Genomic DNA, 13,260 nt, shown 5'->3' with positions numbered 1-13,260 from the left:
GACCTCATACTTGCGCGCTGCGTGCGGGGGAACCGCTACTACGCCTCGTCAGCATCACTCTTACCGCCGCGACGGGCCAAGCGGGCAATCATGCCCAACTCGCGCGCCCACACCGTGAGCGGCTTGGCCGGCGTTCCGGCGAGTTTTGACATTGCAGGTACGTCCTTTGCGACATGGCTCGCTCCGGCGATCTGCGCCCCCGGACCGATCTTGATGTGTCCAACCGCTCCCGACTGGCCACCCATAACCACGAAATCCCCAAGCTCCGTAGAGCCCGAGATGCCGACCTGGGCCACAATCACGCAATGACGTCCGACGACGACGTTGTGCCCGATCTGCACGAGATTATCAATTTTCGTTCCCTCACCAATGATGGTGTCCTTAAGAGCACCCCGATCAATGGTTGTATTGGCGCCAATTTCAACGTCATCCTGAATAATGACGCGGCCAATCTGCGGCACTTTCAAGTGCCCCTGACGGCCCATGGCAAAGCCAAAGCCATCCTGACCAATGCGCACACCGCCATGGATAATGACGCGGTCACCAACAAGGGTGTGAACCAGCGTGGCGCCCGGCCCGACGTAACCATCGCGGCCTATACAGACGCGATACCCGACCACGGCGTTGGCGGCGACACGGGTACCCCGGCCGATGCGCGCCTCTGCCCCGATCACTGCGCCGGGCTCAACGATGGCACCCTCTTCCAGCTCTGCGGATGGGTGGATGAGGGTCCTGGTGGCATCATCCGTCGGAGCCACCTGCGAAAAGCGGGACTGCGGATAAAACAGCATCAGCGCCATTGCAAAGCCCCGGTAGGGCTCGGGCGTGAGCAGCGCTGACGTTCCCTCCGGCAAGCGCGACGCCAGCGCCGGCAACACGAGGCAACAGCCCGCACGGGTTACCTTGAGCTGGTCGGCGTACTTGCGATTATTAAAAAATGCTACATCCTGCGGCCCGGCATCAACCAGCGTGCGCACATCGGATACTTCGATACTGCCGTCGACCCCGGGCGCTAATTCAGCCCCAGTCGCCTTGGCCACGTCGGCAAGCGCAAACGGGCCTGCACGGTGAAAAAATCCGGGATGCTGCATTGATTTAAAGCCCAGCGGTCTAGGGTGCTTCCAAACGCGTTGGAACTGATTTTCTTCCAGAAAGCACGGTCAAACAAGGTCATGTGACCCGTTCCACGATTCCGCTGCAATCGGAACCGCTCAAGCCGATGTTTCAACACATCCAGTAAGCGGCGAACGCCTGACGCAGCAAAAGGTCACCGTTTTCTGCGCCGTCACAAACTCAACCTGCACGTAGCGTTGGGGGCGATCCCGATGCGCAATGTCGCCGGAGCATCCATGCTGCCGATCCGTCATACGGCCGATGTGACTGTCAGGCGGTGCCGGGCCCCGCACGGTAGGTTTTGCTTTTCTTTCTCTGCAGTTCTTTGCCAGAGCTTGTTCTTCCCGCGCCGGCAAACAACCCTGCATCTGAAAAAGAAAAGGATCACCCGGTCAATCTTGAGACCGGATGATCCTTGATTTTCAAAGCCGGACTTCATCAGCCCAAGCCGACAGCCGCTTCGCAGCCATCAGAACTTTGTGGCCGCACCGAAGCGGAAGAACTGCTCGTCGTCGTAGGTTTCCTTGGAGAGAACCTTGGCGAAGTCCATGCGGATCGGACCGACCGGCGATGCCCACAACAAGCTGGCACCAACCGAGGACCGCACGCCGCTGCTGTCGGCGAGACAGGCTTCTCCGGTCGCAATCGTACAACCTGCAAGCAATCCGGCTGCACGCTCTCCGGCGTTCCAGAGAGAACCGGCGTCAGCAAAGACGGCGCCCGAGATGCCCAGATCCTCAGGTACGAACGGGATCGGGAAGCGGACTTCGGCGGTGGTTGCCCAGTAGTACTGACCGCCCAGCGCGTCGCCGGTGCTCAGATCGCGCGGACCATAGCCTGCACGGTCGAAACCACGAACCGTCTCACCGCCCTTAAAGAACAGATCGATTAGACGGACGTCCTCGCCACCCCAACCGTTGATCGAGCCACCGATTGCACGACCGACGAAGGTGATCTTGTCGGTGATCGGGAAGTAGGCGCGAGCCTCAGCCGCAAAGCTGACGTACTGCACGTCACCACCGAGGCCGGCGAAATCAGCGCCAGTCTGGAACCAGAAGCCCTTGGTCGGATTACGCGGATCGTTACGTAGATCATAGGTGAGCGTGGTGCCGACCATCGAGGTGTAGGACGTACCCTCAGAGTCCCAGATGGCGCGCGATGCACCGTTCTGGATGTTGAAGATCGAGTCCCGCGATGCGGTGTACGAGGTCTGCATCCACAGCCGCTCGGACAGCGGGAAGCCAAGCCGGAGGCTGGCGCCGGTGCGGCGGGTAGAGAAGCCGGATTCACTGCTCTGATCGACTTCCTTATGGAAGATGTCAAAGCCAGCGGCCAGGTTGCGATCCAGGAAGCGCGGCTCGGTGAAGCTCAGGTTGACCTGCAAGCGCTCCATAGAACCCGAAAGCTGAAGCCGCAGGAACTGACCGTTACCCATCAGGTTGCGTTCGGTGATGCTGACATCGCCGATGACACCTTCTGCAGTCGAGTAACCGGCACCGAACGAAAGCTCACCGGTCGACTGCTCAGCCAGCTCAACGTCCAGAACCACGCGGTCCTGCGAGGCGCCGGGGCGACGCTTGATGTCGACGCCCTTGAACAGACCGAGGTTGGTCAGACGCTTCTTGGCCTGATCGACCACCATCGGGTTGTACGCGTCACCCTCAGCCACCTTGAACTCGCGACGGATCACGTAGTCCTTGGTGCGCGTGTTACCGCTGATGTTGATGCGCTCGATGTAAACCCGCGGACCTTCTTCGATCACGTAGTTGATCGCGATGGTGCGGCTTACCGGATCAGGTACAGGCTGCGGACGGACGCGGGCGAAGGCATAGCCATCTTCCGACATCGCAGTCGTCAGCTCTTCAACCGACTTGTCGATGAGCTGGGCGTTGTAGGTATCGCCAGCAGAGGTCTTCACGTTGCCCTGGTACTTGGCGGCATCAATGTTTGCGACCGTGCTTTCAACATTCACGGCGCCGAAGTCATAGCGCTCGCCCTCTTCGATCGAATAGGTGACGAAGAAGCCGGAACCGTCGCGATCAAGCTCAGCGTTGGCAGCGGTTACCTGGGCATCGGCGTAGCCGTTCTTCAGGTAGTACTGACGCAGCAATTCGCGATCGAGGTTCATACGGTCGGGATCGTAGATCGCCGTACCCTTCAGGAAGTCGAACCAACCCTTTTCGGTGGTCGAAACGACATCGCGCAAATCGCCGTCGGAGAAAGCTTTGTTGCCGACGAAGTTGATGCCTTTGACCTTGGTCGCGCTGCCCTCGGCGATCTCGAACACTAGGTTCACGCGATCCTGCTCAAGCTCGATGATCTTCGGCTCGACGCTAGCGGCGTAACGGCCCTGGCGGCGATAGACGTCCAGCACGCGCTGGACGTCGGACTGCACACGGGCGCGGGTGAATACAGAACGAGGCTTGAGCTGCACTTCGTTGCGCAGCGTGTCGGTATCGACCTCGCTGTTGCCCTCGAAGGCGACCTGATTGATGACAGGGTTCTCGACGACGGTGACGACAACATCGCCACCAACGCGCTCAATGCGCACGTCTGAGAACAGCCCCGTGCCGAACAGCGCCTTGATGGACGCGTCGACCTTTTGAGGGTCATAGGCTGACCCGGGGGAAACCTGCATGTATGAGCGAACGGTTTCGGGCTCAACGCGCTTGTTACCATTCACAAGCACGTTCTGCACCGTAGCGCCCTGCGCGTGCGCAGGGGCTGGGAGCAAAGCGCCGACGACGCCCAACACTCCAGCGGTAACCGCCACCGCACACAATACGAAGCGGCGGATGTTCAACGCAAAGGATAGGACAACAGGCATTCGAGACTATGCCCTCGTTCTTGCCGAATTCCCCCTCGACGCGGACCCGTCGGCTTCGGAGCCCGCACCGCATGACTAAAAAACGTTCACCTGACACTCAGCCAAAAGGCCGCAGATCTCAGTGCGCGCTCCCCTGTGTAAATTCCTTTTTAACGATTCAGTCGCCCCTGCGGAAGTGGCAAGTTTACGTCACTGAACACCAATTCAGCCCACCCCGGTCCAACCACGCCAAACCCGCAACAAATCATTCAAATTCACGTACACCATCAGCATCAGAACCAGGGCAATTCCGATCTGGAATCCGATCTCCTGCATGCGTCTGCTGAGGGGGCGACGCATCACCCCTTCGATGGCGTAATAAACAAGATGTCCACCATCTAGCACAGGAATTGGCAGCAGGTTCAGAAAGCCAATGTTGGCCGAGATGAAGGCCACCCAGCGCAGCAGCGGCTCGATCCCGCCCTCGGCCACACGGGCCGTAACCTGCGCCATCAGGATAGGACCACCCATCTGGTCGGCGGCCTGCCGCTGCGTTATTATGTCGCCAATGCCCTGGATCGTGTGGGCGATGTTGGCGTAGGTTTCCCGCACGCCAAGCCGCAGGGCTTCAAACATGCCGACGCTCTTGGCGTCCCGGAAGCCATCCGTGCTGGACGGCGTGATGCCGATAAGACCGCGCCGGAACGTGCCACCGAAGCTGTCCGGCTGCTCGTGAACTTCAGGCGTCACATCGAAGGAAAGCTTTTCGCCGTTGCGCTCGACGCCGAATTTCAGCGTCCTGCCGGCGTTGATGCCCACCAGACGCTGCACATCCTCAAAGCCTTCAACCGTCCAGTCGTCGATCGAACGGATGACGTCACCCGACTGAATTCCAGCCGTGGCGGCAGGCATGCCCGCCTTCACCTCACCCACAACGGGGGTGATGGTGCGGACGCCAAAGGAGACGTTGACCGCCGCATAAACCATTATGGCCAGGATGAAATTCGCGATTGGCCCGGCGGCCACCACCGCCGCGCGCTGCCACAGAGCCTTGTTCTGGAAGGCACCGGCGCGTTCAGAGGCGGTCATCTTGTCCAGCGCGTCGGGCGAGGGCTGGCTGGCGGCGTTTTCGTCGTCGACGAATTTCACGTAGCCGCCGAGCGGGATCCAGGCGAAACGCCAGCGCGTACCCTTGCGGTCAGTGAAGCCGAAAATCTCCCGACCAAAGCCAATGGAGAACGTCTTGACTGTGACGCCGCACCAGCGCGCGACAATGAAGTGACCGAATTCGTGGACGAACACCACGATGGTCAGCACAACCAGGAACTGCGCGATCGTCATCAGAACCCCCGGCATGGAGGTCGCTAGGTTGGCCAGCGTCAGCATCGTTCTCCTGTCTCTCGCGGAACCGCCCAGGGCTGCGAGCGGAATGCGTGCCCGATGAGGCTACGCGCAAAAATGGCAACTTCGGCGCCAATCCCCTGTTTTAACTGGAAACTCCCCGGGAGATCCAGGCGCCGGCTAGACATAGCGGCCTAGCAGGGATTGTGCCAGACGGCGGCCGGCAGAATCAGCCTCCAGAACGTCGCCCAGATTGGCTGCCGGGGCAATCAGTCCCTGTTTCTCGGCCGCTTCCAGCGCATCGGCGACATTACGGGCGATATCGAGGAAACCTATGCGACGGCTGAGAAAAGCCTCCACCGCCACCTCGTTGGCCGCGCTCAGGATGGCGGGCGCCGTTGCCCCGCGCGTCAAGGCGTCGCGGGCGAGCTTCAGGGCCGGAAACCGCACCTCGTCGGGGGCTTCGAAAGAGAGCTGGCCGATGCTGGCCAGATCAAGCCGTTGAGTTGGCGCTTGCATCCTGCCGGGCCAGGAGAGCGCCAGCGCGATCGGCGTGCGCATGTCCGGGCAGGCCATCTGCGCCATCACCGAGCCGTCAATGTACGACACCAGGCAATGGATGATCGACTGGGGGTGCACCACCGCGCCGAGCTGTTCGGCTGTAACCGGAAACAGATGGTAGGCCTCGATCAGCTCCAGCCCCTTGTTCATCAGGGTTGCTGAATCGATGGTGATCTTGGCACCCATGCTCCAGTTGGGATGCCGCAACGCCTGCTCCGGCGTCACATGCTGCAACTCGTCAAGGCTCCACGTGCGGAACGGACCGCCGGACGCCGTCAGAGTAATCCGCTCGATGCTCTCGGCTGACGCCCCGGCCAGAGCCTGCAAGGCGCCCGAATGCTCGCTGTCGACCGGCAGCAGTTCGCACCCCGCGTCCGCCACCGTGGACATGAAAACATCGCCTGCGGAAACAAGGCATTCCTTGTTGGCAAGCGCCAGACGCCTGCCCTGCCGCGCAGCCTCTAATGTGGGCGCAAGTCCTGCCGCACCGACGATCGCGGCCACGACGCAATCGGCCGGCATGGCAGCCGCGGCCACGATCGCATCCGGCCCGGCGGCGGCGTCAATGCCGGTCCCGGCCAGTGCCGCGCGCAGATCGTCATAGAGATTGGCATCGCCGATCACCGCCAGCCGCGCCCCGGTACGGCGCGCAGCCTCGGCAAGCGCTGCGACATTGGTCTGGGCCGTCAGCGCTTCGACCGTGAAGGCATCGCGATTGCGGCAGATGAGGTCGATGGTGCTCTGGCCGACCGAGCCCGTCGCCCCCAGCACCGAAACGGAGCGGACGGCCTGCCCCCGCGTACCTGCGGTTTCAGATGATGGTGCCATTTTCGAGCGCATTACGGGCCAAACAGCAAAGCGCGGGCGGGCGCGTGCGCATCAACGGCCAACGCCAGCAACCCTGCGACCGAGGCCGCAGCGACGATGCTGTCCATGCGGTCCATGAAGCCACCATGCCCCGGAATGAGATCGCTGGCATCCTTGCGGTTGAAGTGACGCTTCAATGCCGATTCCGCCAGATCACCGGCCTGCGAAACAAATGCCAGACCGACACCCAGCAGCACGAGGCGCAGCGCATCGGTGCCCGGCTCCAGCATGGAAAAGATTATGCCGACAACGGCTCCGGCAACCAGAGCGCCGATGAAACCGGCCCATGTCTTTTTCGGTGAAACCTTGGGCCAGAGCTTGGGGCCGCCGATGGTCCGCCCGGCAGCATAAGCGCCAGTATCCGACGACCAGACGACGGCAAACACGAACAGAATGGCGCTGAAGCCGAACGGCTCATCGCCGCGCAACCACAGCAACGCCACGGCCGGCAGGCCGACATAGATGACGCCCAGCCCGGAAAGACCGGCGTTATGGCCCAGATAGAGCGGCACCAGAATGATGGCGGCAATGCATAGCACCGCGAAGGCAGGAGCCGCATAACCGAACGCCGCCAGCGCGACGGCAAGAACAATAGCCGCCGCCTGAATGTAGAAGCCAAGATCAAACCCGGTGCCGCGGACCAGCCTGCTCCACTCCCAGCTCATCACCAGAGAGCAGGCCAGAATGAGGATGCCGAATGGCACCGGGCCGGAGTAAGCCAGGAAGAACGCAACGGCCGCCAGAACCGCACCGGAAACGATACGCAGCGTGAGATTGCTCGGCCCCGGCTTACCCGCAGCCGAACTACCGAGGCCGCTGTCATTCGAGCCGGTAGCATTGTTCGAACCGGACGGCGATCCGCCCTCCGGCGGCATGGCGAGATTGTCAGGCATGCTGGCTCACACCGCCGACTGGCGGGTTAGGCCGCCATAGCGCCGGTCCCGCTCGCAGTAGCGCGCGATTGCTACCTCCAGCAGCTCCCGCCCGAATTCAGGCCAGAATGCATCCAGGAATACAAATTCGGTATAGGCGCACTGCCAGAGCAGAAAATTCGAGATCCGCATCTCGCCACTGGTGCGGATCAACAGATCCGGATCGGGGATGCCAGCGGTATCGAGCGCCGCGCCCATGCGATCGACGGTAATGTCCTCCGGCGCAAGTCGCCCGGCCGCAACCTCAACCGCCAGGGCCCGCGCCGCCTTGGCGATTTCCGCCCGGGCGCCGTAATTGAAAGCCACCACAAGCGTGATCGCGGTGTTGTTACGCGTCAACTCCACGGCTTCGTCGATCAGAGCCATCAGCTCGGGATCGACTTTTGCACGCTCCCCGATAACCAGGATCTTCACGCCGGCATGGTGCAGCTCAGCCAGGTCGCGCCTGATGAAACGCTTCATCAGGCCCATGAGATCGTCGATCTCTGACGCCGGACGCGACCAGTTCTCGGACGAGAAACTGTAAAGCGTGAGGTATGGCACCGACAGCTCAATCGCCGCGCGAACGGTGCGGCGCACCGCTTCGACACCGCGTTGATGGCCGATTGCACGCGGAAGCCCGTGCTTGCTTGCCCAGCGACCATTGCCATCCATGATGATGGCAATGTGTCTTGGCTGAGCAGGTTTCTGCTCAAGCGGAACAGCTTTTGACTGGATTTCCGTCACCGGCGACAGACTTCCGTTTGAACGGGCAAAATGCTTCAAGCCTGAAATGGAGGATAGCGGAATCTCCGCTGTCCTCAAGCCATCAAACCTTGTGGATCTCGACTTCTTTGGTGGCCAGTGTCTCGTCGATATCTTTGATCAGCCGGTCGGTTAGCTCCTGCACCTTGGTGGAGGATTTGCGCTGGTCATCTTCGCTGATCTTGCCGTCTTTCTCCAGTTTCTTCAGCAGATCCATGCCTTCACGACGCACGTTGCGGACCGCGACGCGGCAGCTCTCGGCATACTTGTGCGCCAGCTTGGCAAGTTCGTTACGGCGATCGGCTGTCAGCGGCGGAATAGGAAGACGCAGCAGCGTGCCATCAATGATCGGGTTGAGGCCAAGGTTCGCTTCGCGGATAGCCTTCTCGACTGCGGAAACGTTCGTGCGATCCCAGACCTGAACGGAAATCGTGCGCGATTCAGGAACCGACACCGTTGCCACCTGGCTCAACGGCATCTTGGCGCCGTACACCGTGACCTGAATCGGATCGAGAAGATGCGTGCTGGCGCGGCCGGTGCGCAGACCGGAGAAGTCACGCTTCAGCACGTCCAGCGCGCCGCGCATACGCTTCTCAAGGTCGTTAAGGTCGAAATTGCCACTCATTGCTGTCTCCCTGCGACCGCGGATCGGATGAACCTAACCTCAGCCAGCGTTTCAGGTTATTTCCAAAAATGCCGGACGTGCTTGATTGATCGTCGGCGGCTTGTCGGTCACTCAATGACCGTTGCGCGTCCAGTGCCGCGCAGAACTTTCAAAAGATTTCCCGGCTCTTCAATGGAAAAGACAATTACCGGAAGTCCATTGTCACGGGCAAGCGCGATCGCCGTGCCGTCCATCACTTTGAGATCACGTGCTAAAACCTCGGCATAGCCGAGACGGTCATAGCGCTTGGCATCGGGATTACGCCGCGGATCGCTGTCATAGACGCCATCAACCTGAGTTGCCTTGGCCACAGCCTGGCAATCCATCTCGACGGCACGCAGGGTCGCAGCGGTATCGGTGGTGAAAAACGGGTTGCCCGTGCCGGCGGCGAAAATCACCACGCGGCCGGCTTCGATGTGCTGCAACGCCTTGGGGCGGATGTAGCTTTCACACACGGTTGGCATCGGGATGGCGGAAACCACGCGCGCCGGCACCTTTGCATTTTCGAGCGCGTTCTGCAGCGCCAGCGCGTTCATCACCGTCGCCAGCATGCCCATGTAATCGGCGGTCGCGCGTTCCATCCCCTTGGCGGCGCCTGCCAGCCCGCGGAAGATGTTGCCGCCGCCCACAACGACTGCAATCTCGGCGCCGGCGTTCACAGCCTCGGCGATATCGCGCGCGAGCCGGTCGACAACATCCATATCGATGCCGAAGCCGGATTTACCCATTAGCGCTTCGCCGGAAAGCTTCAGCAGCAGCCTCTTGTAACCGAGACCGGTCGCTCCAGCTCCAGCGGCTTCTTCCGTTGCCATATGACTGCCTCCTCGCATCGGCGGCGGCTTGGCGCAATTCGCCTGCCTGTCACGCGCTCCAGGGCCGCTCCGCACACGAGTGCAATCTCGCGGAGGTCGACGCCAGCCTGTATTGTGCCGCATGCACCTTTATGGCGATGGAGCGCCGATCTACGGCTGCGGCCAGAGCGTAGCTAGCCCGTATGGCTGAGATCCGCCTAGAGCCGTCCCAAGTTAAATAATTGGGGACGGCTCCAGCGATGAATGTGCCTGCTTCGCGGCAAATCCTTGCTGCCGCATATTCCAAAGCATGGCGCGGGTGCGCATTCTGCTGCGCACCCGAATAACGCAGCCGGATCAGTTACCGGCAGCAGCCGCAACTTCCGCGGCGAAATCGTCTTCTTTCTTCTCGATGCCCTCGCCCAGTCCGTAGCGGACGAAGCTGGCGATCTTCACCGGTCCACCGACCTTGCCCTCAGCTTCCTTGAGGGTCTGGCCAACCGACTTGGATGGATCGTGGATATAGGACTGTTCCAGCAGCGTGTTGTCCTTGGCGTAGGACTTCACGCCCGAAGCAACGATCTTCTCAAGCACCTGCGGGGGCTTGCCCTGGTTCTTGTCGGCCAGGATCGCCTTCTCGCGCTCCAGCACCTCAGCCGGCACGCCGTCGATGTCGAGGGCAACCGGATTGGTGGCGGCAACGTGCATTGCAATCTGGCGAGCCAGAGTAGCAAGCTCGTCGGTGTTGGAACCGGAAGACTCCAGCGCAACCAGCACACCGATCTTGCCAAGGCCGGGCGAAACCTGACCGTGCACATAGGCGCCAACCACGCCCTGCGGCACCGAAAGCGTAGTGGCACGGCGCAGGTTCATGTTCTCGCCGATGGTGGCGATGAGCTCCTTGATCTGGTCGCCGACGGTGTGCGACTTGCCCGGATAGGCTGCAACCAGGATCGCTTCAACGTCACCATTTGCGGGCGCAGCCAGTGACGCAATGTTCGTGACCAGATCCTGGAACTGTTCGTTGCGGGCAACGAAGTCCGTCTCGGAGTTCACCTCAACGATCGAGCCTGTCGCGCCGTTAATGGCGACGCCAATAAGCCCTTCAGCAGCGACGCGATCGGCCTTCTTGGCAGCCTTCGAGAGGCCCTTCTTCCGCAACCAGTCGATTGCCGCTTCGATGTCGCCCTTCACCTCGGTGAGAGCCGCCTTGCAGTCCATCATGCCGGCGCCGGTCTTTTCGCGCAGTTCCTTCACGAGACTTGCGGAAATGGTCATGGATAAGCCCACTAGCTAGGCGGGCGCCCCTTGGCGCCCGCAGGTTTGCAGATAATGCGAAATGGCCGCCGTATGCGGCCATCCCATTAGACGGCGGCCGTTTCGACCAGTTTCTTGGCCTGCTCGGTCCACTTGTCGGCCGCAACCTGGCCCTTGAGCTTCAGCTTGCGATCGAGCGCAGCAACCTGATCGGCGTCGAGATCAGCGATCTGCCAGAAGTGGAATACGCCAGCATCGTTGAGGCGCTGCTCAAGCTTGCCGCTGATACCGGTGATCCGCTTCAGATCGTCAGGCTCGCCACGGGCGGCTTCAATGCCGCGGAACTCGCCCGGCAGATCTTCAGCCGGAGGTGCTTCCGAGGCGCCGATGTCGATGCCCGAAGCCGACTGGCTGCGCTCAAGGCCATCCAGCGCCGCACGGGCGACGAGATCGCAATAAAGCGTGATGGCGCGACCGGCGTCGTCATTGCCCGGAATCGGGAAGTCGATGCCGTCCGGATCGCAGTTGGTGTCGACGATGGCGACGATCGGGATACCAAGCTTCTTGGCTTCCTCAATGGCAATCTTTTCCTTGTTCGTGTCGATAACGAACAGAAGGTCAGGCGTGCCGCCCATGTCCTTGATGCCGCCCAGCGCCTGATTGAGCTTGTCGCGCTCGCGGGTCAGGTTCAGGATTTCTTTCTTGGTGCGGCCCTGCGGATCGGCAAGGGTGTCATCAAGCTGACGCAGGCGACGGATAGACTGCGAGATCGTCTTCCAGTTTGTCAGCGTGCCGCCGAACCAGCGATGGTTGATGAAGTACTGAGCGCTGCGCTTAGCCGATTCAGCAATGGAATCCGAAGCCTGACGCTTGGTGGCAACGAACAGCACGCGGCCGCCGCTGGCGACGGTGTCAGAGATCTTGACCAGCGCCTGATGCAGCATCGGCGTCGTCTGGGTCAGATCGATGATGTGAATGTTGTTGCGAGCGCCAAAGATGAAGGGCGCCATCTTGGGGTTCCAGCGGTGCGACTGGTGACCGAAGTGAACGCCAGCTTCCAGCAGCTGACGCATATTGAACGCAGGGAGCGTCATGTCTCTTCCTTTTCCGGTTAATCCTCCGCGAACCCAGAGCAAGAACGCTTCACCGACCCTAGGGGTTAGAGAGCGATCCACCGGAGCGCCGGACGGGGCTTTCAATCCGTCTGACGCGAAAGTTCGCGTGTGAGATGGCGCGCTTATAGAGTCTCGACCCGCCATTGACAAGCGGCCGAGGGCAATCTTTCCGCCCGCCGAGCCAGCAATCCGGCCCACCTTGAGCCCCGATTGCTGGCCGACCGGGCTTTGCGGAGCAAATGGTTAATGAGTGGCAAGGAAATTCAAGTGCACGCCCTGCAACTGGGCGAAGGCATCAACCTCAAGGGACTGGAGCGCGAGGACGCCTTCTCCACCTCGCCGCTGGCATTCCCGACCAGCGGCGACGGCATTGCCGTGCTGTTCAAATCCGGCGCCGCCGTCTTCATCGCCATGAACCCGGTCGATGAGGAACAGCTCATCAAGAACCTCGATGGCCGGATCATCAACCCGATCGATGACCGCGAGACCGAAAGCGTCCGCCTGGTCGTCAAGCAGGCCGATGACGGTCAGCTCACCCCCTCGGGCGAAATCCAGATCAAGGCCGACGACAACAACCGCCTGCTGCTGGTGGCCGAAGCCTTGGCGATGAGCGTGGCCTTTGCCTACGACGAGCGCCGGATCGCCGCCGCCTTCGATCGCATCGACGCCGTGGCCCAGACCCTGCAACAACGTCGCCTGCCCCCGAGCCCGCACAACGAGTTGCTGGAGCAAATCGGCGAGGCTCTGTTGATCCAGCAGCGGCTGGCAGCCCGCGTCGACCTCGACGACAAGCCGGATGTGTTGTGGGACCATCCTGAGCTGGAGCGCCTGTGGGCGCGTCTCGTAGATGAGTACGACCTCATTCAACGCGGCCGTGCCATCTCCCGCAAGCTGGACGTGATCCGCGGCACCGCCGACACGCTGACGGACCTGTTCGCCACCCGCACCTCGCACCGGCTGGAGTGGTACATCATCGCCCTGATTGCGTTTGAGGTGGTGCTGAGCCTTTACGACCGTATCCTGAAATGAGGCCGGGCTGATCGCAGAGGGTCGCGCGAGCCGCTTTGGG

Annotated in this window: 11 protein-coding genes; 1 reads left to right on the top strand and 10 read right to left on the bottom strand. The window is 61.3% G+C overall.

The genetic code is table 11. The features are described 5' to 3' along the window. Window positions 1-38: 38 nt before the first annotated feature. The 10 genes from lpxD to QEZ49_RS03790 form a co-directional block, all read right to left on the bottom strand. Window positions 39-1,091, bottom strand: a complete 1,053-nt coding sequence (gene lpxD / locus QEZ49_RS03835; protein WP_280384374.1) for a UDP-3-O-(3-hydroxymyristoyl)glucosamine N-acyltransferase — start codon at window positions 1,089-1,091, stop codon at window positions 39-41. 491 nt (window positions 1,092-1,582) lie between these two features. Further along, window positions 1,583-3,940, bottom strand: a complete 2,358-nt coding sequence (bamA, locus tag QEZ49_RS03830; protein WP_280384373.1) for an outer membrane protein assembly factor BamA — start codon at window positions 3,938-3,940, stop codon at window positions 1,583-1,585. Window positions 3,941-4,144: 204 nt separating this feature from the next. Further along, the gene (gene rseP, locus QEZ49_RS03825) at window positions 4,145-5,305 is read right to left on the bottom strand and encodes an RIP metalloprotease RseP (protein WP_280384371.1); all 1,161 of its coding nucleotides are present in this window, start codon (window positions 5,303-5,305) and stop codon (window positions 4,145-4,147) included. Between the two features lie 135 nt (window positions 5,306-5,440). Then, a complete protein-coding gene (locus QEZ49_RS03820; RefSeq protein ID WP_280384369.1) occupies window positions 5,441-6,649 on the bottom strand; it encodes a 1-deoxy-D-xylulose-5-phosphate reductoisomerase in 1,209 nt (402 codons plus the stop codon). Window positions 6,650-6,660: 11 nt separating this feature from the next. Beyond that, window positions 6,661-7,581, bottom strand: coding sequence for a phosphatidate cytidylyltransferase (locus QEZ49_RS03815; protein ID WP_280384367.1), 921 nt, complete (start codon window positions 7,579-7,581; stop codon window positions 6,661-6,663). Window positions 7,582-7,587: 6 nt separating this feature from the next. Further along, on the bottom strand, window positions 7,588-8,346 hold the full coding sequence (locus tag QEZ49_RS03810; protein WP_280384364.1) for an isoprenyl transferase: 759 nt from the start codon (window positions 8,344-8,346) through the stop codon (window positions 7,588-7,590). A gap of 82 nt (window positions 8,347-8,428) precedes the next feature. Continuing rightward, window positions 8,429-8,989: a ribosome recycling factor gene (gene frr, locus QEZ49_RS03805; RefSeq protein WP_280384361.1), complete on the bottom strand. Its 561-nt coding sequence runs from the start codon at window positions 8,987-8,989 to the stop codon at window positions 8,429-8,431. Between the two features lie 107 nt (window positions 8,990-9,096). After that, window positions 9,097-9,840, bottom strand: a complete 744-nt coding sequence (gene pyrH / locus QEZ49_RS03800) for a UMP kinase (RefSeq protein ID WP_280384358.1) — start codon at window positions 9,838-9,840, stop codon at window positions 9,097-9,099. Window positions 9,841-10,176: 336 nt separating this feature from the next. Further along, window positions 10,177-11,097: a translation elongation factor Ts gene (gene tsf / locus QEZ49_RS03795; RefSeq protein WP_280384356.1), complete on the bottom strand. Its 921-nt coding sequence runs from the start codon at window positions 11,095-11,097 to the stop codon at window positions 10,177-10,179. 86 nt (window positions 11,098-11,183) lie between these two features. Then, window positions 11,184-12,170 carry a 30S ribosomal protein S2 gene (locus tag QEZ49_RS03790; RefSeq protein WP_280384354.1) on the bottom strand — a complete coding sequence of 329 codons (987 nt, stop codon included), beginning with the start codon at window positions 12,168-12,170 and terminating at the stop codon, window positions 11,184-11,186. Between the two features lie 267 nt (window positions 12,171-12,437). Here QEZ49_RS03790 and QEZ49_RS03785 point away from each other — a divergent pair, with 267 nt between their 5' ends. Next, a complete protein-coding gene (locus QEZ49_RS03785) occupies window positions 12,438-13,220 on the top strand; it encodes an RMD1 family protein (protein WP_280384352.1) in 783 nt (260 codons plus the stop codon). The last annotated feature ends 40 nt before the right edge of the window (window positions 13,221-13,260 follow it).

Origin of the sequence: Hyphomicrobium sp. D-2, assembly GCF_029872155.1 — a bacterium.
Lineage (GTDB): Bacteria > Pseudomonadota > Alphaproteobacteria > Rhizobiales > Hyphomicrobiaceae > Hyphomicrobium_A.
The sequence above is the reverse complement of the archived record's forward strand: the minus strand, read 5'-3'. Positions and strand labels throughout refer to the sequence as shown.